This is a genomic window from Streptomyces sp. NPDC046465, from assembly GCF_040646035.1.
Lineage (GTDB): Bacteria > Actinomycetota > Actinomycetes > Streptomycetales > Streptomycetaceae > Streptomyces.
This window is the reverse complement of the sequence record NZ_JBEYZK010000007.1, coordinates 244,854-267,563: the sequence shown is the minus strand read 5'-3', so window position 1 is coordinate 267,563 and position 22,710 is coordinate 244,854. Positions and strand designations below refer to the sequence as shown.

Below are 22,710 nucleotides of genomic sequence, written 5' to 3'. Positions count from 1 at the left end.
ATCCTCCTTACTCATCCTCCTGACTCATCGGATCAGTCCCAGGCTGAAAGACGGACCATGACATCCGAACCGACTTCCTTGGCCCGGGAGCGCGCCGCTCTGGTGAGTGGCGGCGAGCAAGCCCTCGTCGGCCCCCTCAAGGGGTACCACCACGAGACGTACGTCTTCCCGCTGCCTGCGGCGGACCCGACGGCCCCGGTCCTGTCCCGCTGGAAGTGCCGGGAGCCCCGCAGGAACCTGCTCTGGTTCGACCGGCGCTGCTTCGCGTCCGAGGAGGAACTGGTGCGTGCCCTGGCCGGGTACGTCACGCGGATCCCGGAGGTCATCGACGTCGGCGAGATCGGCCTGCAGAAGTTCATCGAAGGCCGCACGCTCGGCTCGCGCCACAAGGTCGGCGACGTCGTACCGGAACCGCTGATCGCGCAGATCGTCGAGCTGTTCGAGGAGCTGGCCGCGGTCGACCCCGAGAAGCTCTCCGTGGAACGCAGCTGCGTGCGGGAGGACCGTCCGGCGGACCGCGACACCAGAGGCTTCCTGGAGCGGCTGATCTGCTTCACCGAAGAGCAGGTCCACCGGCGGAACGAGGGGCGGTTCGGCGAGCTCTTCCGGGCGCTCGGGATCGACGAGGACTGCTTGGGCCGACTGAGGAGAAACGTCTCGGACATGACGCCGAGACCATTCGGTCTCCTGCACGGTGATCTGCACCGGGAGAACTTCATCGTCGACCCCGAAGGCCGTCTCTGGACGATCGACTGGGAGCTGGCGATGGTGGGGGACCCGCTGTACGACCTGGCGACCCACCTGTATTTGATGCGGTACCGCCCCGAACAGGAGCGGGACATGGCGCGGCGCTGGTGCGAGGCCGTGGAACAGGTCAGGCCGGGCAGCTCCGACGGATGGGAGGACGACCTCCCCGTCATCCTCGACTACAAGCGGGCGCAGTCGGTCTTCACGGACGTCATCCGCGCCGCCCTCACCCTCGACACGCGCCCGGGCCTCTCCTGGTGGCCCCTGATCCACGCGGGCCGCAAGGTCCACGGCGTCCTCACCCGCGCCCGTACCGCCCTGGACCTGCGCGACGTACCGAGTCAGTGGCAGGTCATGGAGGCGCTGCGGGGGTGGGCCCGCCGGGACGCGGAAGGGGGCACGGGCGCGAACTAACGGGCCCGCTTCGCGAACAGCACTCCCGAGAGCGCCGTCGACACCGCGAGGATCCCCGCGCACCACGCCAATGCCACCCACGGCGTGTTCCCCACCGGCTGGTTCAGGAGGAGGCCGCGCAGGGATTCGATCACGGGGGTCACCGGCTGGTGGTCGGCGAAGGCGTGGAGCCAGGACGGCATCGTGTCGGTGGGGACGAAGGCGCTGCTGGGGTAGGGCAGGAAGCTCACGAAGAAGGTGAAGCCGCCCGCCGCCTCGGGTGACGTGGTCAGGAGGCCCGCCGTCGCGGAGAGCCAGGACAGGGCGAGGACGAAGGCGAGGAGTACGGCGAGGGCGGCGAGCCAGCCCGCCGGGGTGGCCGTCGGGCGGAAGCCGATCGCGAGGGCGAGGCCCAGGACGAGTGCGGTGGCGACGAGGTTGCGGGCCGTGGAGGCGAGGACGTGGCCTGTCAGGATCGGGGTGCCGCCGATGTCCAGGGAGCGGAAACGGTCGATGATGCCGCCCTTGAGGTCCTCGGTGACAGCGATGGCCGTGTTCGAGGAGCCGAATCCGGCGCACAGCAGGAGGACGCCCGGGACCACGTAAGTGACGTACTCCGTACCGGTGTTGATCGCGCCGCCGAAGAAGTACACGAAGATCAGCAGCATCATCACCGGCAGCGCGAGCGCCGTGATCAGCGCGTCGGTGTTGCGGCGGCTCAGGCGCAGGCAGCGGCCCGCCATGGTCAGGGCGCGCGAGAGGGGGAAGGGCTGCGAGAGCTGCTGCGGCAGGGGCGGTGGCAGGGGCTGCGGCAGGGCGTGCGGTGCGGCGGTGTCAGGCATGGGCGCGGTCCTTGGGCGGCGAGGGAGGCGTCGGGCGCGTCAGGGTCAGGAACACGTCGTCGAGCGTCGTCGTGCGGAGGGCGAACGTCGCGATGTCCGTGCGGTGCGGGTCGAGTTCGTCGAGGAGTTCCCGTACGTGCGGGGCCGTGCCGTCCGTCGGGATGCCGAGGGTGAGGGAGTCGGGGGAGTGGTGGACCGCCCGGCCCGTCAGGCGGAGGTAGGCGTCCCGGGTGGTGAGCGTGAGGTCGAGGCGGTGGCCCGCCACGCGCGACTTGAGCTCGGCGGCCGTGCCCTCGGCAGCCACCCGACCCGTGTGCAACACCGCGATGTGGTCGGCCAGTTGGTCGGCTTCCTCCAGGTACTGGGTGGTGAGGAACACCGTCGTCCCGCGGCCCGTGAGGTCGCGCACCGCCTCCCACATCCGGCGCCTGCCGCGCGGGTCCAGGCCCGTCGTCGGCTCGTCCAGGAAGATCACCTCGGGGTCGCCGACGAGCCCCGCCGCCAGGTCGACGCGGCGGCGCATGCCTCCCGAGTACGTGGCGACAAGGCGGTCCGCGGCGTCGCCGAGGCCGAAGGCGGCGAGGAGTTCGGTGGCCCGTGCGCGGGCGGCGGGCCGGGACAGGCCCGCGAGGCGCGCCATCATGCGGAGGTTCTCCGCGCCGGTCTGCTTCTCGTCGACCGCCGCGAACTGGCCGGTGAGGCTGAGCGCGCGTCTCGCCTCGCGGCGCTGCGTGCGGATGTCGTGGCCCGCGATCCGTGCGGTGCCCGCGTCGGGCTCGGTGAGCGTCGCCAGGATGCGGACGGTGGTGGTCTTCCCGGCGCCGTTCGCGCCGAGCAGGGCGAAGACGCTGCCACGCGGGACGTTCAGGTCGATGCCGCGCAGGACGTGCACGGCGGGGGAGGCGGCGGTCGGGGAGCCGTACGACTTGGTGAGGGCGGTCGCCTCGATGGCTGGAGGGCCGGTGGGCGGGGTGATGGACGGCGTCACGGGCGGGGGCGCGGGCGGAGGTGCGGGCGGAGGTGCGGACGGGGGCATGGGCATGGCGTGGCTCCTTGGTCTGGCCTGGGGCGTGCGTGCCGGCTGCGCACAGTTCTGCCTGGCTGCTCACAGTTCTGCGTATGCCCTACGCATTACTGCGTAAGGGTTACGCAGAACTACCATGTACGTCAAGCGCGTGAGCGGCCCGGGTGCGTGGCGCGGGTGACGGCACGGGCGAGGAAGGTGGCTGCGCATGGCGGCGGACGACGGCGGGGGCACGGGGCTGCCCGCCAGCCTGGAAGCGGCCTGGGGGTTGCGTGAGCGGCCCTCGAAGGGCCCGAAACGCGGGCTCAGCGTGGACCGCATCGTCGCCACGGGCATCGCCGTCGCGGACAGCGAGGGCATCGGGGCGGTCTCCATGGGGCGCGTCGCCAAGGAGCTCGGCGTCTCGACGATGTCCCTCTACCGGTACGTCTCCGCCAAGGACGAGTTGTACGTCCTGATGCAGGACACGGCGACGGGGCCGCCGCCGGTGCGGCCCGCGTCCGCCGTCGGCTGGCGCGCGGGCCTCGCGTGGTGGGCGCGGGAGCAGCGCGCCCTCTTCCGGCGGAACCTGTGGCTGCTGCGCATCCCTGTCAGCTCGCCGCCCGCGACGCCGCACGGGCTCGCGTGGATGGAACGGGGGCTTGAAGTCCTCGACGGCAGCGGGCTCGACGGGGGGCGGCGGATCTCCGTGATGATGCTGGTCGGCGGCTATGTCCGCAACGAGGTCTCCCTCATGTCCGACCTGGACGCCGCGATGCGCGCGGAGGGGCTGACGCCGGACGAGGTCATGCGGCGGTACGCGCGTACGGTCGGCGCGCTGACCTCGGCCGACCCCGACCGCTACCCCGAGCTGCGGCGGCTGCTGGCCACGGGAGCGCTCGGGGAGGCGGACGCCGGGGACGCGGAATTCGAGTTCGGGCTGGAGCGGGTGCTCGACGGGGTGGCCGTGCTGGTGGGGCGGCAGTCGGAGAGCTGAGGTCCGGGCTCGCGCGCGGTGCGGCAGGACGGGTGGGCGGGGCCCGAGTTCACGCGTACTGAGGCGGGGTTCTCGCGTACTGAGGCGGGGTTCACGCGTACTAAGGCAGGGTTCACGCGTACCGAGGCGGGGCTCACGCGTACCGAGGCAGGCCTTGGCGCAGCTGCGTGAACGCCTCGTCCGCGGCCGTCGTCGCGTCCCGGGCCACGTCGTCCACGCTCTCGCCCCCCGCGACGCGGCGCCAGTTCTCCTCGGCGAGGATCCGCTGGACGGCGACGATCTGGGCGGCGGCCAGGCGGGCCTCGAGGGGGGTGCCACCGTGGGCCTTCGACAGGGCGGCGGCCAGGGCCTGTTCGGAACGGTCCTGGTAGCCGAAGAGGCGGGCGACCAGGGACGGCGTGCCGTAGAGGAGGCGGTGGAAGGCGAGGACGCCGGGGTGGTCGTTGAGGCCCGTCACCGGGTCGCGGTGGTCGAGGCCGGTCAGGAAGTTCTGGCGCAGGGCGTCGAGCGCGGTGGCCCCCGAGGGGCGGGCGGCGACCACGCGGGCCGCCTCGTCCTCGTGGTCGGCGAAGCGGTGGAGTACAAGGTCCTCCTTCGACGCGAAGTAGCGGAACAGGGTCGGCTTGGAGATCTCCGCGGCCTCCGCCACCTCCGCCACCGACACCTTCTCGAACCCCTTCTCCAGGAAGAGGGTGATCGCGGCCTCGGAGATCTCCTCGTATCTGCGCTGCTTCTTGCGTGCGCGCAGGCCCCCGGCTTCCGGCTGCGCGTGCGGGCGGCTGCTGTTCGTGCTGGCGCTGCTCATGAGGGGAAGTGTAGCGGACGAGCAATACTCGGTTACAAATTTAACTCGGTTACATTATTCTGGTCGGTATGACGACGACCTCGACCTCCGATGCACTCACCCAGGAACGCAGCTACCACGACGCCTGCCGCGCCGCCCTGACCGGCATGGTCGAAGGCGCCGAGGAACTGGTGACCGGCGGAGCGGACGTCTCCGCGTCGGGCGCCGACGCCGAAGTGCTCGGCTACCAGTTCCGCAGCCACGCCAAAGCCATGCGCGAGCTCCCCGAAGCCCCCCTCTTCTTCGGCCGCCTCGACTTCGCCGACGACGGGACCGAGGGCGAACGGGCCGGCGAACACCGCGGGCAGTGCTACCACGTCGGACGGCTGCGCATCACCGAACACCCCTCGGCCCCGCCCCTGGTCGTCGACTGGCGCGCCCCCGTCTCCCGCGCCTTCTACCAGGCGGGCGCCCGCGACCCACAGGGCGTCGCCGTCCGCCGCCGGTTCGGCTGGGCGCCCGGCAGCAAGGGCGACTCCACCGACCTCACCGGCCTGGAGGACGAGCCCCTGGGGGAGGGCCAACCCCTGGGGGAGGGCGAGCATGCGGGTGCGGGCAGGCCCGTGAGCGGGATCCTCGCCGGGGAGATCGAGCGGCCCCGCGTCGGCCCCATGCGCGACATCGCCGCCACCATCCAGCCCGAGCAGGACGACCTCGTACGCGGTGAACTCGCCGCCTCCCTCTGTGTGCAGGGCGCGCCCGGCACCGGCAAGACCGCCGTGGGCCTGCACCGCGCCGCGTACCTCCTCTACACCCACCCCCGCCGCGTGCAGCGCTCCGGCCTCCTCATCCTCGGGCCCAACCGCACCTTCCTGCGCTACATCGCCGAGGTCCTGCCCTCCCTCGGCGAGACCGGCGTACGGCAGTCCACCGTCCAGGACGAGATCGCCCGGCACCCGGTGCGCGCCGTCGACGACGAGGCCGCCGCCGCCGTCAAGCACGACGCCCGGATGGCCGAGGTGCTGCGCCGCGCCCTGTACGCGCGGGTCACAGCGCCCGCCGACTCCCTTGCCGTGCCCGACGGTTCGTACCGCTGGCGGGTGCCGCTCGGCGAGCTTGCGCAGATCATCGAGGACGTACGAGGGGAGGAACCCCCGTACGCCGTCGGACGTGAGCGGGTGCGCAGCCGGGCCGTCCGGGCGATCCAGGAGCAGGCCGAGCGGCGGGCAGGACCGCAGAACAACACCTGGCTGCAGAAGATCGCCCGCTCCCGGCCCGTCGGCGCCTTCGTCGAGGCCGCCTGGCCCAAGGTCCGGGCGGACGAGGTGCTGGCGGGGCTGCTCGGTGACGCGGACGCGCTCGCCGCCGCGGCCGACGGGATCCTCGACGGCGCCGAGCAGCGCGCCCTCCTGTGGGCCAGGCCGCCGCGCTCCCACAAGTCCGCGAAGTGGAGCCCCGCCGATCTCGTGCTCCTCGACGAGGTGGAGGGGCTTCTGGAGCGCCCCGCGGGCTACGGCCACATCGTCGTCGACGAGGCGCAGGACCTCTCGCCGATGGAGTGCCGTGCCATCGCCCGCCGCGCCGACTTCGGCTCGCTCACCGTGCTCGGCGACCTCGCGCAGGCCACCACCCCCTGGGCCGCTCGGAGTTGGCCCGACCTCCTCGTCCACCTGGGGAAACCCGATGCCACGGTCGCCCCGCTGACCACCGGTTTCCGAGTGCCGCGGGCCATCGTCGGGCTCGCCAACCAGCTGCTCGGACGGCTCGACGTGGACGTGCCGCCCGCCGAATCGCTGCGCGCCGACGGTGAGTTGAACGTAATCGAGACGGGACCGGGTGACATGGTCGCCGCCGCCGCCGTCGACGCGGTGCGGGACGGGCTCGGTCGGGAGGGTTCGATCGGGGTCATCGCGGCCGACCGGGACGTCGAGGGGCTGCGCGTCGCCCTCACGGCAGCCGGTATCGAGGCCGCGGGCCCCGACCAGCTCGGCGCTCGGGTGACCCTGCTGCCCGCCTCGGTCGCCAAGGGCCTGGAGTACGACCATGTCGTCGCCGTGGAACCGGCCGCGATCGCGGAGGCGGAGCGGCGCGGGCTGCACCGGCTGTATGTGGTGCTGACCAGGGCGGTGTCCCGCCTGGATGTGCTGCACGCCAGGCCGCTGCCTTGGTAGGGGCAGGCGGAGGCGCAGGCGTAGGGAGAAATGAGGGTAGGGCTCAGCGTTCCAGCACCGCCTCCATCACCGCCTTCGCGATCGGCGCACCCAGCTTGCCGCCCGCGATCTCCGAGCGGGCGATGTTCATGTTGGAGGGGTCGACGAAGACCGCGACGGCGACCGGCGATTCGCCGTCGCCCCCGTCGCCCCCATCGCCACCGTCGTCATTGCCGGGGGCCTTGGCGTAGGAGACGAACCACGCGTACGGACGCTCGTCGTTGACGTTCGCGCCGTGCTGGGCCGTGCCGGTCTTGCCGCCGACCGTCACACCGTCGATGCGCGCCTTGTTCGCGGTGCCGTTCTCGACGGTGTTCTCCATCATTTCCTGCACGGTCCTCGCGGTCTTCTCGGATACGGCCCGGTCGAGCTCGTGCGGCTCGCCCTTCTCGACCGCCGAGAGGTCCGGACCGCGCAACTCCTCGACCAGGTACGGCTTCATGACCTTGCCGCCGTTGGCGAGCCCCGCGGTGACCATCGCCATCTGCAACGGGGTGCTGGTCAGACTGCCCTGGCCCATGCCGGTCAGCGCGGTCTGCGGCTTGTCGAGCTTCTCCGGATAGCTGCTGGCGACGGCGCGTACGGGGAGGAAGTGCTCGTCGTTGAACCCGAACTTCTCCGCTGTCTCGCGCATCCTGTCCTTGCCCACCTTCAGCGCGAGGTCGAGGAAGACGTTGTTGCAGGACCACTGCATGCCGGTCTTCATCGAGACCTTGTCGCAGTTCGCGTCGGGCACGTCGTTGCCGATACGGGTGGAGCTGAGAGGGAGCTTGTACGGGGTCTCGGCGCCGGTCGGCTCGTCGATGTCCGTCACCACGCCGTGTTCCAGGGCGGCGGCCGCGGTGAGAATCTTGAAGGTGGAGCCCGGCGGGTAGCTCTCGCGCAGCGCGCGGTTGTTCAGCGGCTTGTCCTTGCGGTCGGCGAGCCGCTCGAAAGCCCGCCCCTCCTCCTGCGAGATGCCCGCGAAGACCGACGGATCGTACGAGGGGGTGCTGGCCAGCGCGAGCACCTTCCCGGAGCGGGGGTCGAGGGCGACCACCGCCCCCTTGGCGTCGAGGTTCACGAGGCCCCGGTAAGCGGCCTTCTGCGCCTCGGGGTCGATGGTCGTGACGACGTCGCCGCCCTGCTGCTTCTTGCCGGTCAGCATGTCCAGGGTGCGCCTGATGAAGAGCCGGTCGTCGCTGCCGCTGAGGATGCCGTTGTGGACGCCCTCCAGGAAGGTGGCGCCCTGGGCCTGCGAGAAGTATCCCGTCACGGGCGCGTACATCGGGCCGTCCTTGAAGACCCGCTTGTACTTGAAGTCGGTGCCGGAGGTGTCCTTCGAGCCGGTGATCGGCTTGCCGCCGACGATGATGTCGCCGCGGGGGTGGGAGAAGGCCTCGATCTGCACGCGCCGGTTCTGCTTCTGGTTCGACAGCTCGTCGTTCCGCGCGAACTGCACCCAGGTCGCCCGCAGGAGCAGGGCGAGCGTGAGGATGCCGCAGAAGACGGCTATGTGACGCAGCGGACGGTTCATGGGTGGCGCCCCCCCGGTGCCGACGAACGAACGGTGCGGACGACGAACGGTGCGGACAGCGAGAACGGTGCGGACAACCATTCTGTTCACTTTCGCCCGGGTGCGGGGGAGAACCGGGGATCCGGGGGCTGGGGGACGAGGGCGGGCGTCAGCGGACCGCCACCGCCACCGCAGCCCCGGCCACGACAGCCGTCACCACTGTCACCACCGTCACCGCCGCCGCATCCGTCTCTCCCCTCCTCCAGCCCACCCGCCTCGGTGACCTCACACCGACTACCCCACCCTGCGCCGTCCCCAGCCCCGCCCCCAGCTCCTGATCAGCGGCGGCTGAGCAGCTCGGTCATCCGGGTCGAGCCGTCGGCGCCGTGGCCCTCGTCGATGACCCGGCGGGCGAGACCCTCGGCGGCACGCATGACGCTCGCGTCGATTCCGTGGAACTCGGAGGCGTGGATGACGTGGGTCATGGTCGAGGCCGCCGACGTGATCGGGTTGATCTCACCCGAGTACGTGCCGTCGTCCACGTCCCCCGCGAACTCCTCGAAGAGCTCCGGCAGGATCGCGCCGATACCCGTCGCGAAGGGGGCCAGCTCGCGCGCGGTGATGCCCTCGGCCTTCGCCAGGGCCATCGCGTGCAGGTAGCCGGTCATCGCGGTCCAGAAGATGTCGAGCAGCGCGACGTCGTACGCCGCCGCCCGCCCGATCTCCTCGCCGAGGTGCGTGTGGGTGCCGCCCAGCGCTTCGAGGACGGCGCGGTGCTCCTCGTAGAGCGAGGCATCCCCGCTGTGGATGAACACTCCCTGCGGGGTACCGATGGTCGGGGTCGGCGTCATGATCGCGCCGTCCAGATAGCGGATGCCGTGCTCGGCCGCCCAGCTCCCGGCGGCTCTGGCGCGGTCGGGGGTGTCGGCGCTGAGGTTCACGACTGTGCGGCCCTTGAGCGCCCGGGTGACCTCGGGGCGGTGCAGTACGGCGTCGGACGCGTCGTAATTGACGACGCAGACCACGGTCAACGGGCTCGCTGCGACGGCTTCTTCGGCCGTGGCGGCGCTGATCGCCCCTTGCGCGACCAGCTCACCGTCCCGCCCGGCGGTCCGGTTCCACACGGTGGTCCGAACTCCGGCGGCGAGGAAGGCACCGGCGAGGGCCCGGCCCATCGGCCCGAGCCCAAGGACGGTGACGGAATCGGTGGCGGAATCGGTGACGGCAGACTGGTCGTTGTACGAGGACATGATGCAACTCCTGTGGATACGAGGGGACGAGGAAGATGACGCGCAGCCGTGCCCAGGACCCGAACGTGTGCGGGGTGACCGCCGCGATCTCCGTGATCGACGGCAAGTGGAAGACCGCGCTGCTCTGGACCCTCGAAAGCGGTCCGCGCCGCCCGGGTGAGATGCGCCGGATGCTGCCGGGGCTGACGGAGAAGGTGCTGACTCAGGCGCTGCGCGAGATGGAGGAGGACGGCCTCGTGCACCGGGAGGTGCACGAGGTGCGGCCGTTGAAGACCGTCTACTCCCTCACGGAGTTCGGCCGCGACCTCGCCGAGGCGCTGGCCCCGCTGTCGGACTGGGGCCACCGGCGTCTGGACAGGATGACGGCTGCGGAAGAGGCGGAGTCCCGTACACAGCAAGCATCTTGATGGTCCGTCACTCGTTCAGTCGCTCTTCCTGTCACTCGGCACCCCCTCCGTAGTCGCACGCCCTGCCCGGGCGCTTCCCCCTCAGCTTCGCCGCTCGTCCACGGCCCGCCAAGTACCCACTTAAAGGTGGCTATCCGCTAAAGGTGGCTATCCGCGCGGTCCGGAGGCCGGGGCCTCCACCACGTCGGCGACGACACAGCTCACGTTGTCGGGACCGCCCAGCGCATTGGCCAGCTCGACGAGTTCCCGTACGGCCTGCTCGGGGTCGGCGACCGTGCCGAGAACCCGCTGCACCTCCTCGTCGGGGACGACGGTGGACAGGCCGTCGGAGCAGAGCAGATAGCGGTCCCCGGGCCGGGCGTCGTGCAGCCGTACGTCGGGGGTGGCGTCGCCGCCGTGGGTGAGGGCGCGCATCAGCAGCGAGCGCTGCGGGTGTGAGGACGCCTCCTCCGCCGTGATGCGGCCCTCGTCGAGCAGGGACTGCACCAGCGTGTGGTCGTGGGTGATCCGGAAGAACTCCCCGTCGCGCAGGAGGCAGGCGCGGGAGTCGCCGATGTGGACGAGGGCGAGCTGAGAGCCGGTCCAGAGCATGGCGGTGAGCGTCGTGCCCGCCTCGTCCGCCGGTCCGGTCCCGGTCGTCGTGGCGCCGTGTACGGCCTGTACGGCCCGTCCGGCCTGCTCGACCGTTTCTTCGAGGAGGTTGAGGAGGCTGCCCGCAGGAACGCCCCCGGACTCCAGGAGCTCCAGGCGCTCCAGGCGCTTGAACGTGTCGACGGCAGCGGCGCTCGCGGGTGCGCCCGCGCGGCCGAAACCGTCGGCGACGGCGAGCAGCCGGGCACCGGCGTACGCGGTGTCCTGGTTGCTCTCCCGGACGCGTCCGGTGTCGGAGAGAGCGGCGTATCGGATGCTCAGGTGCTGGGTGGTGGGGGACATGCTGGGGTCCTTCCCTGACAGGTGGTCTATGAGGAAGGCGGCCAGGTCCCGTCGTGCGGCGGTGTCGGCCTCGACCTGTGCCCAGTAGGCCCGTACTTCCTGGGCCGCCGCACCCGCACCCGTACCCGCACCCGTACCCGCGCCCGTCTCCGCGTCGAGCGCGCAGACGTGCCGGATGCGGGCGAGCGGCATGCCGAGACGGCGCAGCCAGGCGACGAGCCGGGCCTGTTCCAGCTGGTCCGGGGCGTAGAAGCGGTAGCCGGTCACCGGGTCGACGCGGGCCGGGGGCAGCAAGCCGAGTTCGTCGTAGAGGCGCAGCGCCTTCGGCGAAAGCCGGGACGCCTTCGCGAACGCCCCGATGGTCAGCAGCCCCATGCCCGTCATGCCCGTCATGCCCGTCATGCCCGTCCCCGTCCCTCCCTCGTGCCGGGCAGGTCGCCCGGCACGACCGATGCTGCGGCTTCCCCTGAGGTGAAGGTCAACCACCCACTTCGGAACTGCTACTGCGCGCGCGGCTGGACGAAGCGCAGCATGTTCCCCGCCGGGTCGCGGAACGCGCAGTCGCGCACGCCGTACGGCTGGTCCACCGGCTCCTGAAGGACCTCGCCGCCCGCGGCACGGATCCGCTCGAACGCGGCGTCGCAGTCGCCGGTGCGGAAGTTGACGCCCCGGAGCATGCCCTTGGCCATCAGTTCGGCGGCCGCCTGCCGGTCGGCGGCCGGGGCGTTCGGGTCCGCGAGCGGGGGCTCCAGGACGATCTCCACGCCCGGCTGCCCGGGGATCCCCACGGTCACCCAGCGCATGCCCTCGAAACCGACGTCGTTGCGCACCTCGAAGCCCAGCACGTCACGGTAGAAGGCGAGGGCCTTGTCGTGGTCGTCGACGGCGATGAAGCACTGTGCGAGTTCGATGTCCATGCACACCAAGCTATGCACTGGGACCGGCCTTCGCTTCCCCGTTCCGCACGGGGTTCCGCTCGGGGTTCCGCTCGGGGTTCCGCACGGGCCGGGTGCGGAGCTTGGCGACGCAGGCGGGGACGGCGGCGCCGTCGGCGTGGTCGCGGGCCCGGTAGGCGCTCGGGCTCTCGCCGACCAGCTCGGTGAAGCGCGAGCTGAACGAGCCGAGCGACGTACAGCCCACCTCGAAACAGACGTCGGTGACGCTGAGGTCGCCGCGGCGCAGCAGCGCTTTGGCACGCTCGATACGGCGGGTCATGAGGTAGCTGTACGGGGTCTCTCCATAGGCGGCGCGGAAGCTGCGCGAGAAGTGGCCCGCCGACATGAGGGCGCCGCGCGCCAGCGCGGGAACGTCCAGGGGCTGCGCGTAGTCGCGGTCCATCCGGTCGCGGGCCTGGCGCAGCCGGACGAGGTCGGGGAGGGAGACACGGGACGCGGGCGGCACGAGGTCCACGTTACCGAGGGGGGCGGCACGGCGCCGCCCCCCGTGATCACACACCGACGTACTTCGCGAGGTGCTCGGCGGTGAGGGTGGAGCGGGCGGCGACGAGGTCGGCGGGCGTTCCCTCGAAGACGATCTTTCCGCCGTCGTGGCCCGCGCCGGGGCCGAGGTCGATGATCCAGTCGGCGTGGGCCATGACTGCCTGGTGGTGCTCGACGACGATGACCGACTTGCCCGTATCGACGAGCCGGTCGAGAAGGCCGAGCAGCTGCTCGACGTCCGCGAGGTGGAGGCCGGTGGTCGGCTCGTCGAGGACGTAGACGCCGCCCTTGTCGGCCATGTGGGTGGCCAGCTTGAGCCGCTGCCGCTCGCCGCCGGACAGCGTGGTGAGCGGCTGGCCGAGGCTGAGGTAGCCGAGCCCGACGTCCGCGAGGCGCCGCAGGATCCGGTGGGCCGCGGGTGTCTGCGCCTCGCCGCCGCCGAAGAACTCCTCGGCCTCGTCCACCGACATCGCGAGGACCTCGCTGATGTCGCGGCCGCCGAGCCGGTACTCCAGGACCGACGCCTGGTACCGCCTGCCCTCGCACTCCTCGCACGGGGTGGCCACGCCCGCCATCATCGCCAGGTCGGAGTAGATGACTCCGGCGCCGTTGCAGGTCGGGCAGGCGCCCTCGGAGTTGGCGCTGAACAGCGCGGGCTTCACGCCGTTGGCTTTCGCGAACGCCTTGCGGACCGGGTCGAGCAGTCCGGTGTACGTCGCCGGATTGCTGCGCCGGGACCCGCGGATCGGGGCCTGGTCGACGGTCACGACGTCCGCGTCGGCGGGCATCGACTTATGCACGAGCGAACTCTTGCCGGAGCCTGCGACGCCGGTCACGACGGTGAGCACGCCGAGCGGGATGTCGACGTCGACGCCGCGCAGGTTGTGCGCGCTCGCGCCGCGGATCTCCAGCGCCCCGGTGGGCTCGCGCACCGACTCCTTCAGCGCGGCCCGGTCGTCGAAGTGGCGTCCGGTGACGGTGCCGGAGGCCCGCAGGCCCTCGACGGTGCCCTCGAAGCAGACCGTGCCGCCCGCCGTACCGGCACCGGGGCCGAGGTCGACGACGTGGTCGCCGATCACGATCGTCTCGGGCTTGTGCTCCACGACGAGCACGGTGTTGCCCTTGTCCCGCAGCCGCAGCAGCAGGTCGTTCATCCGCTGGATGTCGTGGGGGTGCAGGCCGACGGTGGGCTCGTCGAAGACGTACGTGACGTCGGTGAGGGAGGAGCCGAGGTGGCGGATCATCTTGACGCGCTGCGCCTCGCCGCCCGACAGGGTGCCCGCGGGGCGGTCGAGCGCGAGGTAGCCGAGCCCGATCTCCACGAACGAGTCGAGGGTCTGCCGCAACGCGCTGAGCAGCGGCGCCACCGAAGGGTCCGTACGGCCGCGTACCCACTCGGCCAGGTCCCGGATCTCCATCGCGCAGAGGTCGGCGATGCTCTTCCCCTCGATCTTCGAGGAGCGGGCCCCCTCGCTGAGCCGGGTGCCGTCGCACTCGGGGCAGGTGGTGAAGGTGACGGCGCGCTCGACGAAGGCCCGGATGTGCGGCTGCAGCGACTCCTTGTCCTTGGCCAGGAACGACTTCTGGATCTTGGGGATGAGCCCTTCGTAGGTGAGGTTCACGCCGTTGACCTTCACCTTGACCGGCTCGCCGTAGAGGAAGTCGCGCAGCTCCTTCTTGGTGTAGCGGCGGATCGGCTTGTCCGGGTCGACGAAGCCGGACTGGGCGTAGACCTGCACGGTCCACTGGCTGTCGGACTTCCAGCCGGGGATGGTGAACGCGCCCTCGGAGAGCGACTTGGAGTCGTCGTAGAGCTGGGTGAGGTCGATGTCGGAGACCGCGCCGCGGCCCTCGCAGCGCGTGCACATGCCGCCGGTGCGCTGGTAGGTCGCCTTCTCCGCCTTGGTCCTGCCGCCCCGCTCGACGGTGATCGCGCCGCTGGCCCGGACCGATGCGGTGTTGAAGGAGTACGCGCTGGGCGGGCCGATGTGCGGGTCGCCGAGGCGGCTGAAGAGGATGCGCAGCATGGCGTTGGCGTCGGTGGCGGTGCCGACCGTGGAGCGCGGGTCGCCGCCCATCCGCTGCTGGCCGACGGTGATCGCGGTGGTAAGACCGTCGAGCACGTCGACCTCGGGGCGCGCCTGCGTCGGCATGAAGCCCTGCACGAACGCGCTGTACGTCTCGTTGATCAGCCGCTGCGACTCGGCGGCGATCGTGTCGAAGACCAGCGAGCTCTTGCCCGATCCCGATACGCCGGTGAACACGGTCAGGCGCCGCTTCGGGATCTCGATGCTGACGTCCTTGAGGTTGTTCTCGCGGGCGCCGTGCACACGGATCAGGTCGTGCCGGTCGGCGGCGTGGGCCGCGGCTGCCGCCTGCGGCTCCGTATTTCTGGGCTTTGGCTTGCTCACGGTGGTCTCCGTCCGTCGGGCCTCGGACCGGCCCGCGGTCCATCTCGGCCACGCTAGCCGGGGCGCGGGGCCGTCGCTTCTCGATTCCTGATCAATTTCCGGAACCCAAGTCTCCGACGGAGCAGGCGCCTTGACCCGGTGACCTGGTGACCTGGTGACCCGATGACCCGGTGACCCGATGCGCCGCGGTCGAGCGCTAGGGTCCGCCGAAAGGTGGTGTCGGTGTCGGTGTCGATGTCCGACAGATCTGACGGGGGGAACTGATGACGGCGGCGGATGCGGTGCCCATGGTCTTCGTCCACGGGACGCGCTTCAGCGCGGGACAGTGGAGCAGCCAGCTCGCCGCGCTAGGGGACGAATTCCCGGTGACCGCCGTCGACCTGCCAGGACATGGCGAGCGCTCGGCCCAGCCCTGGAGCCTCGCAGCCGCGACGGAGATCATCGCTTCGGCGGTGGACTCGCTCGGCCGCGGCCCTGCGCTGGTCGTCGGGCACTCGCTCGGCGGATACGCCTCGCTGGAGTTCGCGCGCCGCTGCCCGGAACGGTTGCGCGGCCTGATCCTCGCGGGCGCCAGCGCCTCCACCCGCGGCCTCTGGACGGCGCCGTACCAGTGGGTCGCCGGGCTTGTCCCCCGCGTCCCGGCGGACCGCCTCGCCCGGTGGAACGACCGGCTGCTGCGACGCCTCTACCCGCCGGACGTGGTGGAGGCGACCATCCGCTCCGGCTACTCCTTCCACACGCTGCCCGCGGCCTGGAGCGAGGTACGGGGACGCTTCGACGCGGGCGCGATGCGTCAGGTCAAGGCTCCGGTGCTGATCCTGAACGGCGAGAAGGACACGGTCTTCCGCTCCGGCGAGACGGCCTTCGCCCGCGCGCACCCGCACGCCCGCGTCGAACTGATCCCCCGGGCAAGGCATCTCGCGAACTTCGACGACCCGGCCGCTTTCACCGACGCGGTACGCCGCTTCGCGCTCCAGCTGGACGGCGTCGGCAAGAGCTGAGCGTCACGCCGACGGCCGGGCGAGTTTGTCGGCCACGGCGTCGAGGACCCAGTCCAGGCCGGTCGCGAAGGATGTCTCGGCGTCCACGTCCGTGCCGTCGTACACGGCCCTGGCCAGCGCCGGAAAGCGGCCCGTGGCCAGCAGCTTCGTCATGTGCGGGCCGTGGGCGCGCTGCCAGTCGTGCTTGGACAGGCCCGTGGCGCGCTCGGCCCGCAGGTTCGCGGTCTCGCGCCTGATCGCGCCGATGAAGTAGGCGCTGACCGTCTCCACGGCACGCATGACGGTGTCGACATCGGCGAGGCCGTCGAAGGCGGACAGCGTGGCCTCGGTCACGGCGAGGCCGTTCGGACCCAGGGTCGGACGACCGCCGAGCAGGTCGGCCAGCCATGCGTGGCGGACGGCGGCCTGCCTGGTGCGCTGGGCGAGGCCGCGCAGGGCCTCCCGCCAGTCACCGGGCTGCTCCGTGGGGAGGATTTCGGCCTGGACCTCGTCCACCATGAGGTCGAAGAGTTCCTCCTTGGTGGAGATGTACCTGTACAGCCGCATCGGACCGGCGTCCAGGCGAGCCGCGACCTTGCGCACCGACACCGCCTCAAGGCCGCCCTCGTCGGCCAGCGCGATGGCGGCGGCGACGATCCGTTCCCGGTCGAGCGGCACGGGGTCAGTCGGCGGCTCGGGCCGGTCCCAGACAGTCATGCTCACACCGTACCGTTGCGATACACCGTATCCGAGCAATACGGTGTATCGCCATGAGACATCGTATTGCAGTGGTCGGGGGCGGTCCCGCCGGCCTCACCTTCGCCCGCGTCCTGCACCGTCACGGCCACCCCGTCACCGTCCTCGAACGCGATCCCGCCCCCGACGCCCGCCCCCCGGGCGGCACGCTGGACCTCCACGAAGGGCTGGGTCAGCTCGCGCTGCACAAGGCGGGGCTGCTGGCGGACTTCCGGGCGCTGTCCCGCTCCGAGGGGCAGGCCATGCGCATCCTGGACGCGGACGGGACCGTCCTGCGCGACTGGCGTCCCCGTCCGGATGACCGGGCCAATCCCGAGATCGACCGCGGACAACTCCGTGACCTGCTGCTCGGCCCTCTCGGCGTGCAATGGGGCCGGGGCGTGACGCGGGTGGTGCCGGGGGCCCGGGACGGCGTAGTGGTCCACTTCGCGGACGGGCGGCAGGAGGCATTCGACCTCGTGGTCGGCGCGGACGGCGCCTGGTCCCGAGTCCGCCCGGCCATCTCGCCCGTGACGCCGCACTACACCGGCGTCACCTCGGTCGAGGCCTCCCTCACCGACATCGACATCCGCCACCCCGGCCTCGCCCGGTTGATCGGCGACGGTTCCGTGGCTGTGTACGGCGTGAACCGCTCCCTCGTCGCCCAGCGCACCAGCGGCGGCCACGCGAAGGTGTATGCCACGTTCCGCGCGGCGCTGGACTGGCAGACGAACCCGGACCGAGAGACGAACCCGGACCGACAGATGAACCCGGACCGAGAGACGAACCCGGACCGACAGATGAACCTGGACCTGGCCGACGGCGAGGCCTTGCGATCGCACCTGCTGGCCCTGTTCGACGGCTGGGCCGCCCCTGTCCTCGACCTCCTCCGCCACGGCACCGCTTTCGTCCGTCGCCCCCTCTACGTCCTGCCCGTGTCCCACACCTGGACCCACGTCTCCGGAGTGACGCTCCTGGGCGACGCCGCCCATCTGATGCCCCCGCTGGGGGCGGGTGCGAACCTCGCGATGCTGGAAGGCGCCGAACTCGCCGAGTCCATCGCCACCGCCACCGCCACAGTCACCGCCCCCGGAGACCTGGACGAAGTCGTCCGCACCTTCGAGGAACAGATGTGGGCACGGGCAGGCAGGTGGGCGAAGATCACGACGGCCGGTCTGGACCGCCTCGTGAGCCCGGACCCCACCGAAGCCCTCGCTCTCTTCGACGAAGTCCAGCCATCCTGACTCCACCCTGACTGCCAAGTACGAGAGTTGAGCGCGCCGCGGCCGGGGCCACGTGGCGTGGCGCACTTTTGCAAGCAGGTGCTTGCAAAAGTTAGCAACGATGCTGCACCATCGACGCATGGCATCGCTCAACGTCGGCAATCTCGGTGAGTACCTGCGCGACCAGCGGCGCAACGCGCAGCTGTCGTTGCGGCAACTCGCCGACGCCGCCGGGGTGTCCAATCCGTATCTGAGCCAGATCGAGCGCGGCCTGCGCAAGCCGAGCGCCGAGGTTCTGCAGCAGGTCGCCAAGGCCCTGCGGATCTCCGCGGAGACGCTGTACGTGCGGGCCGGGATCCTCGACGAGAAGGAGCGGGACGAGCTGGAGACGCGCGCCGTCATCCTCGCCGACCCCTCCCTCAACGAGCGCCAGAAGCAGGTGCTGCTGCAGATCTACGAGTCGTTCCGCAAGGAGAACGGCTTCGAGACCTCGTCGTACGCGGATCAGGACACGGATCAGGACGAGGACCAGGACGCCACCGGGGACGCCGGTGACACCGGTAAAGAGCCCCGCGCCGCCGACGGCACGTGATGCCCACCAGAAGCACACCCTCACACCCTCAAGTGACAAGCTGATGCGACTCCGGGAGGACCATCGTCATGGCCATCACCGATGACCTGCGCAAGACCCTCAGCAACCCCACGCCCGCGTACTTCGTCGCCGGGTCCGCGGACCTCGCGTTCCAGCAGGCGAAGAAGGTGCCGGGGCTCGTCGAGCAGCTGATCGCCGAGGCGCCGGGCCGTATCGACGCGGTGCGCAACACCGACCCCAAGGCCGTGCAGGACAAGGCCGCCGCCCGCGCCAAAGAGGCGCAGGAAGTCCTCCGGACCAAGGTCACCGAGGCCTTCGGCGCGTTCGACGCCGATCTGAAGAAGCTCGGCGAGACCGCGCAGGACATCGCGCTGCGCAGCGTCGGCGTGGCCGCCGAGTTCGCGGTCAAGGCGCGCGAGCGGTACGACGAGGTCGCCGAGCACGGTGAGCAGGCCGTGAAGTCGTGGCGCGGCGAGGCCGCCGAGGAGATCCTCGACCTGGCCGAGACGGTCGAGCCCGACGCGGAGCCGGAGGCCGGTGCGGCCACCGCTCCCAAGATCGGTCAGCAGTCGACCGCGCCCGCCGAGCCGAAGACCATGGCCGCCGCCCCGGCGAAGAAGCCCGTCGCGAAGAAGACCACGACGCGCAAGACGGCGGCCAAGAAGCCCACGCCGCCCGCGAAGTAGTCGCCTGCCGAGATTCCGCCGTGTGTACGGGGCGGGTACGAGGCGGGTACGGGGCGGGCACTCCCGAGGTGCCCGCCCCGTTGACGGGGTAGCGGGTACCGTGTCCGCGTAATCGATGAGCCGAGACTGGTGGTGGACGTTGTGCTGATGCAAGGGTTCGCGAACTTCATGTGGCTGCTGTCGCTGGCCCTGATCGTCTTCAGCGGATTCGCGCTCATCGACGCCGCCGTCCGGCGCGAGGACGCCTATCGCGCGGCGGACAAGAAGACCAAGCCGTTCTGGCTGATCATCCTCGGCATCGCCTTCGTGGTGAACCTGCTCTTCCCGATCCTGTCGTTCCTGCCGATCATCGGGCTCGTCGCCACCATCGTGTACATGGTCGACGTGCGCCCCGCGATCCAGCAGATCACCGGCGGTGGACGGGGCGGCCGACGCGGCGGCTCCAGCAGCGACGGCCCGTACGGTCCCTACAACGGCGGCCGGTAGCCGTAGCCGATACCGCGGGGCCGTGACCGATACCGCGGCGAGGCAAGGCGAGGAACGTTCCTTCACCGTCCGCCGGGTGACCGGTACCGGTCCAGAAGCAGTACCGCCACGTCGTCCGTCAGATCTCCGCCGTTGAGCTCGCGCACCTCGTTCACGGCCGCTTCGAGCAGCTCGTCGCCCCAGAGGCCCTCGGCGATCTGGCGGCGGACCATCTCCACCATGCCGTCCTGCCCCAGACGCTGGTTCCCCCGGCCGATGCGGCCCTCGATCAGGCCGTCCGTGTAGAGCATCAGGCTCCACGCGCCGCCGAGCTCCACCTGGCGGCGCGGCCAGCGGGCCCGCGGCAGGAGGCCGAGCGCCGGGCCGCCGTCCTCGTACGGAAGCAGCTCGGCGAGGCGGCCCTCGCGTGCGATCAGCGGCGCCGGGTGCCCGGCGAGGCACAGTCCGGCCCGGCGGCCGTCGGGGGCGATGTCGACCGTGCAGAGCGTCGCGAAGATCTCGTCGTCCGCGCGCTCGTGCTCCAGGACCTTCTGGAGCGTCGACAGCAGCTCGTCGCCGCACAGCCCCGCGAAGGTCAGCGCGCGCCAGGCGATCCGCAGCTCCACGCCGAGCGCGGCCTCGTCGGGGCCGTGACCGCAGACGTCGCCGATCATCGCGTGCACGGAGCCGTCCGGGGTGCGCACGGTGTCGTAGAAGTCGCCGCCGAGCAGCGCGCGGGAGCGGCCGGGGCGGTAACGGGCGGCGAAGCGGAGCGGGGAGCCGTCCAGGAGGGGCGTGGGCAGCAGGCCGCGCTCCAGACGGGCGTTCTCCTGTGCGTGCAGCCGTGACTCGGTCAGCTGGCGCTGGGCGACGTCGGCGCGCTTGCGCTCCACCGCGTACCGGATCGTGCGGCTCAGCAGCCGCCCGTCCAGCTCGTCCCGGAACAGGTAGTCCTGGGCGCCGACCCGTACGGCCTCGGCGCCGCGCTCGGACTCGTCGTCCGCGGTGAGCGCGAGGACGGCGTGCCGGGGCGCGAGGCGCAGCACGTGCTGGAGGGCGACGAGCTCGTCCTCGTCCGTCTCCGTGGCGCCCGGCGCGGGCAGGGCCAGGTCGAGCAGGATGCAGTGCACGTCGTCCGTGAGCAGCCGCTCGGCCTCGGTGAGGTTGCGGGCGGTGCGGATGCGGATGGGCTTGCCGGCGGAGTCGAGGAGTTCGGGAACGCTCAGGGAGCCGGTCGGGTCGTCCTCGATCACCAGGAGGGTGAGGCCGGAGCCGTTGCCGGTGTCCTTGTCGGTCGTGGGGCGCTCGTGGGCGGGTGTGGGTGCGTGTTCGGGTGCGGGGGGCGCCGGGGCGTACGGAGGCGCCGGATGAGCCTGACCGCCTTCCGCGGCCGGGATCGCTCTCTGCCGCGGTATGGGTACGGGCATCGCTTGGTTTCCTTCCCTCCCCCCGAGGGCGTGGTGCCGCGCAGGTCGACGCAGCACCGACGGGGACCATAGCGGTAGCCGAGCCTCCATTGGAATGCCGCGCGGCAGACGGCCACCGTCATATGCCGCATCCAGGAACGCAATTGGGCACGGCAGGCCCCCGCCAGGGATGACGAACATCACGCCGCGGAGGTTGAGAGGGGCGGGGCGGGGTGGAGTGGGTCACACGGGGGGTCACACGGGGGTCACACGTGGGTCACCCGCGCGCGGCTGCTTCGGGCCCGCGCGTCGGAGGGGGAGGCGCGGATAGGGGGCGGGGGCAGCTGTCGAGGCTATTTGTCCGGGCGTACGACCCCGAGGATCTGCATCGAGCCCGCTCCCGTGATCGTCACGTCCCGGCCCGGCCGCGGGGCGTGCACGATCGCGCCGTCGCCCAGATACATCCCGACGTGGCTCGCGTCCGAGTGGTAGATGATCAGGTCGCCGGGGCGCATGTTCTTGACGTCCACGTGCGGCAGCTGCTTCCACTGCTCCTGCGACGTCCGCGGAATGCCGCGGCCCGCGGCCGACCAGGCCTTGGAGGTGAGCCCTGAGCAGTCGTACGATCCCGGGCCCTCGGCTCCCCACACGTACGGCTTGCCGATCTGCGCGGTGGCGAACTCGATGGCCTTCTTGCCCTGCGGCGACGCCTTGCCGTTGATGTCCTTGAGGACACCCGAACTCACCCACGCGGACTGCTTCTTGAGGGCGGCGTTCTCCTCCAGCGTGCGCAGCCGGTCCCGCTCCTTCTTCTCCAGCGTCGACTCGATCTTCTCGGCGGCCGCGATCTTCTTCTTGATCTGCTTCTTCGACGCGGCCTTCGCCTTGCGGTTGGCTTCCAGCTTCTTCCAGCGGGCGGTGGCGTCCTTGGCGTAGATCCGCAGGTCGTCCTGGGTGCGCTCCAGCTCGGTCAGCATGCCCTTGGTGGCCTTCTGGCCCTGCCGCATGCGTCCGGCGCCGTCCAGGAACTCGCCCGGGTCCTCGCTGAGCACCAGCTTGGCCTCGTCCGGCATGCCGCCGCCGCGGTACTGCGCGCGGGCCGCGGCGCCCGCGTGGGCCTGCAGTCTCTTGAGCTTCGCCTGGCCGTCGGCGATGTCCTTGGCCAGCTTCACGATTTGCTCGGACTGCTTGTCGGCCTTCTCCTCGGCGGCGTTGTACGCATCCGTGGCCACGCCCGCGTCGTGGTAGAGGTCGTCGATCTCCTTGCGGACCTGTTCAAGTGACGTGTCGGTGCGGGGAGTCGGGCCGGGCGGTGGCTTCGCCGGACTCGCGAAGGCTGTCCCCGGTGCGGCCAGCACCGTCGCCGCGCAGATCAGCGCCACGGCCGTCGCCGTCGAGTATCGCTTGCCAGTCACGCCCCGCCACCCCCGAAAACTGATTTACCGTCAGTAACTTATGGTTCGCCATCGGGATGGTGCCATGCCGGAGCCCGATAGGACAGAGCCCGGCGGACACTTGAATCCCTCCGCCCGCCCCATGTGACGAACAGCACGCGGAGATCGTTCCCCGCTGGTCACGTGGGGGCGTGAGGGTGCGGGGGGGGGCGAAATGGAGTGCGGTGCGCGCCGGGTGGCGTGGCGTCAGGGGCGCGGTGGGGGTCGGCTCTGGGGCGCCGTGGGGGTCGGCTCTGGGGTGCCGTGCGGGTCGGGATC

General features: G+C 71.2%; 21 protein-coding genes. 9 read left to right on the top strand and 12 right to left on the bottom strand.

Annotation, left to right across the window (positions count from 1 at the left end; genetic code table 11):
* Nucleotides 1-57: 57 nt before the first annotated feature.
* Nucleotides 58-1,161, top strand: coding sequence for a phosphotransferase (locus tag ABZ953_RS13640; protein WP_361721675.1), 1,104 nt, complete (start codon nt 58-60; stop codon nt 1,159-1,161).
* On the opposite strand, the gene ABZ953_RS13635 is transcribed toward ABZ953_RS13640, so the two are convergent.
* Together ABZ953_RS13635 and ABZ953_RS13630 are read right to left on the bottom strand one after the other, a co-directional pair.
* On the bottom strand, nt 1,158-1,883 hold the full coding sequence (locus ABZ953_RS13635; RefSeq protein WP_361721942.1) for an ABC transporter permease: 726 nt from the start codon (nt 1,881-1,883) through the stop codon (nt 1,158-1,160). The two genes, ABZ953_RS13640 and ABZ953_RS13635, sit on opposite strands and share 4 nt — an antisense overlap.
* A 91-nt stretch (nt 1,884-1,974) precedes the next feature.
* Nucleotides 1,975-3,024, bottom strand: coding sequence for an ATP-binding cassette domain-containing protein (locus tag ABZ953_RS13630; RefSeq protein ID WP_361721672.1), 1,050 nt, complete (start codon nt 3,022-3,024; stop codon nt 1,975-1,977).
* A 190-nt stretch (nt 3,025-3,214) separates the two neighbouring features.
* Here ABZ953_RS13630 and ABZ953_RS13625 point away from each other — a divergent pair, with 190 nt between their 5' ends.
* Nucleotides 3,215-3,982: a TetR/AcrR family transcriptional regulator gene (locus tag ABZ953_RS13625; RefSeq protein WP_361721669.1), complete on the top strand. Its 768-nt coding sequence runs from the start codon at nt 3,215-3,217 to the stop codon at nt 3,980-3,982.
* Between the two features lie 133 nt (nt 3,983-4,115).
* Here the strand turns inward: ABZ953_RS13625 and ABZ953_RS13620 are convergent, their stop codons facing one another.
* Nucleotides 4,116-4,787 carry a TetR/AcrR family transcriptional regulator gene (locus ABZ953_RS13620; protein ID WP_361721666.1) on the bottom strand — a complete coding sequence of 224 codons (672 nt, stop codon included), beginning with the start codon at nt 4,785-4,787 and terminating at the stop codon, nt 4,116-4,118.
* A 68-nt stretch (nt 4,788-4,855) separates the two neighbouring features.
* Here ABZ953_RS13620 and ABZ953_RS13615 point away from each other — a divergent pair, with 68 nt between their 5' ends.
* A complete protein-coding gene (locus ABZ953_RS13615; protein ID WP_361721663.1) occupies nt 4,856-6,937 on the top strand; it encodes an AAA family ATPase in 2,082 nt (693 codons plus the stop codon).
* Nucleotides 6,938-6,980: 43 nt separating this feature from the next.
* Here the strand turns inward: ABZ953_RS13615 and ABZ953_RS13610 are convergent, their stop codons facing one another.
* Complete coding sequence (locus ABZ953_RS13610; RefSeq protein ID WP_361721660.1) at nt 6,981-8,492, bottom strand: penicillin-binding protein 2; 1,512 nt, start codon at nt 8,490-8,492, stop codon at nt 6,981-6,983.
* A 317-nt stretch (nt 8,493-8,809) separates the two neighbouring features.
* Nucleotides 8,810-9,721 (bottom strand): NAD(P)-binding domain-containing protein, encoded by a 912-nt coding sequence (locus ABZ953_RS13605; protein ID WP_361721657.1) that lies wholly within the window; start codon nt 9,719-9,721, stop codon nt 8,810-8,812.
* Between the two features lie 35 nt (nt 9,722-9,756).
* Between ABZ953_RS13605 and ABZ953_RS13600 the strand changes: the two genes are divergently transcribed.
* Nucleotides 9,757-10,128 carry a helix-turn-helix domain-containing protein gene (locus ABZ953_RS13600; protein ID WP_361721654.1) on the top strand — a complete coding sequence of 124 codons (372 nt, stop codon included), beginning with the start codon at nt 9,757-9,759 and terminating at the stop codon, nt 10,126-10,128.
* Nucleotides 10,129-10,275: 147 nt separating this feature from the next.
* Here the strand turns inward: ABZ953_RS13600 and ABZ953_RS13595 are convergent, their stop codons facing one another.
* From ABZ953_RS13595 to ABZ953_RS13580, 4 genes are all read right to left on the bottom strand, one after another.
* On the bottom strand, nt 10,276-11,436 hold the full coding sequence (locus tag ABZ953_RS13595) for a MerR family transcriptional regulator (RefSeq protein ID WP_361721939.1): 1,161 nt from the start codon (nt 11,434-11,436) through the stop codon (nt 10,276-10,278).
* Between the two features lie 125 nt (nt 11,437-11,561).
* Complete coding sequence (locus ABZ953_RS13590) at nt 11,562-11,978, bottom strand: VOC family protein (protein ID WP_361721651.1); 417 nt, start codon at nt 11,976-11,978, stop codon at nt 11,562-11,564.
* A 10-nt stretch (nt 11,979-11,988) separates the two neighbouring features.
* The gene (locus ABZ953_RS13585) at nt 11,989-12,399 is read right to left on the bottom strand and encodes a helix-turn-helix transcriptional regulator (RefSeq protein ID WP_361721936.1); all 411 of its coding nucleotides are present in this window, start codon (nt 12,397-12,399) and stop codon (nt 11,989-11,991) included.
* A 109-nt stretch (nt 12,400-12,508) separates the two neighbouring features.
* Nucleotides 12,509-14,911 carry an excinuclease ABC subunit UvrA gene (locus ABZ953_RS13580; RefSeq protein ID WP_361721648.1) on the bottom strand — a complete coding sequence of 801 codons (2,403 nt, stop codon included), beginning with the start codon at nt 14,909-14,911 and terminating at the stop codon, nt 12,509-12,511.
* A 263-nt stretch (nt 14,912-15,174) separates the two neighbouring features.
* Between ABZ953_RS13580 and ABZ953_RS13575 the strand changes: the two genes are divergently transcribed.
* Nucleotides 15,175-15,912, top strand: a complete 738-nt coding sequence (locus ABZ953_RS13575) for an alpha/beta hydrolase (protein ID WP_361721645.1) — start codon at nt 15,175-15,177, stop codon at nt 15,910-15,912.
* A 3-nt stretch (nt 15,913-15,915) separates the two neighbouring features.
* Here ABZ953_RS13575 and ABZ953_RS13570 read toward each other — a convergent pair whose 3' ends face one another.
* A complete protein-coding gene (locus tag ABZ953_RS13570; RefSeq protein WP_361721642.1) occupies nt 15,916-16,608 on the bottom strand; it encodes a TetR/AcrR family transcriptional regulator C-terminal domain-containing protein in 693 nt (230 codons plus the stop codon).
* A gap of 53 nt (nt 16,609-16,661) precedes the next feature.
* On the opposite strand from ABZ953_RS13570, the gene ABZ953_RS13565 reads away from it, so the two are divergent.
* From ABZ953_RS13565 to ABZ953_RS13550, 4 genes are all read left to right on the top strand, one after another.
* On the top strand, nt 16,662-17,870 hold the full coding sequence (locus tag ABZ953_RS13565) for an NAD(P)/FAD-dependent oxidoreductase (RefSeq protein WP_361721640.1): 1,209 nt from the start codon (nt 16,662-16,664) through the stop codon (nt 17,868-17,870).
* A gap of 118 nt (nt 17,871-17,988) precedes the next feature.
* Nucleotides 17,989-18,441 carry a helix-turn-helix transcriptional regulator gene (locus ABZ953_RS13560; protein WP_361721637.1) on the top strand — a complete coding sequence of 151 codons (453 nt, stop codon included), beginning with the start codon at nt 17,989-17,991 and terminating at the stop codon, nt 18,439-18,441.
* 68 nt (nt 18,442-18,509) lie between these two features.
* Nucleotides 18,510-19,127 carry a hypothetical protein gene (locus tag ABZ953_RS13555; protein ID WP_361721634.1) on the top strand — a complete coding sequence of 206 codons (618 nt, stop codon included), beginning with the start codon at nt 18,510-18,512 and terminating at the stop codon, nt 19,125-19,127.
* 147 nt (nt 19,128-19,274) lie between these two features.
* On the top strand, nt 19,275-19,613 hold the full coding sequence (locus ABZ953_RS13550) for a DUF2516 family protein (RefSeq protein WP_361721631.1): 339 nt from the start codon (nt 19,275-19,277) through the stop codon (nt 19,611-19,613).
* Nucleotides 19,614-19,675: 62 nt separating this feature from the next.
* Here the strand turns inward: ABZ953_RS13550 and ABZ953_RS13545 are convergent, their stop codons facing one another.
* Together ABZ953_RS13545 and ABZ953_RS13540 are read right to left on the bottom strand one after the other, a co-directional pair.
* Nucleotides 19,676-21,019 carry a fused response regulator/phosphatase gene (locus tag ABZ953_RS13545; RefSeq protein WP_361721628.1) on the bottom strand — a complete coding sequence of 448 codons (1,344 nt, stop codon included), beginning with the start codon at nt 21,017-21,019 and terminating at the stop codon, nt 19,676-19,678.
* A gap of 332 nt (nt 21,020-21,351) precedes the next feature.
* Nucleotides 21,352-22,413, bottom strand: a complete 1,062-nt coding sequence (locus ABZ953_RS13540) for a C40 family peptidase (RefSeq protein WP_361721625.1) — start codon at nt 22,411-22,413, stop codon at nt 21,352-21,354.
* Nucleotides 22,414-22,710: the final 297 nt, after the last annotated feature.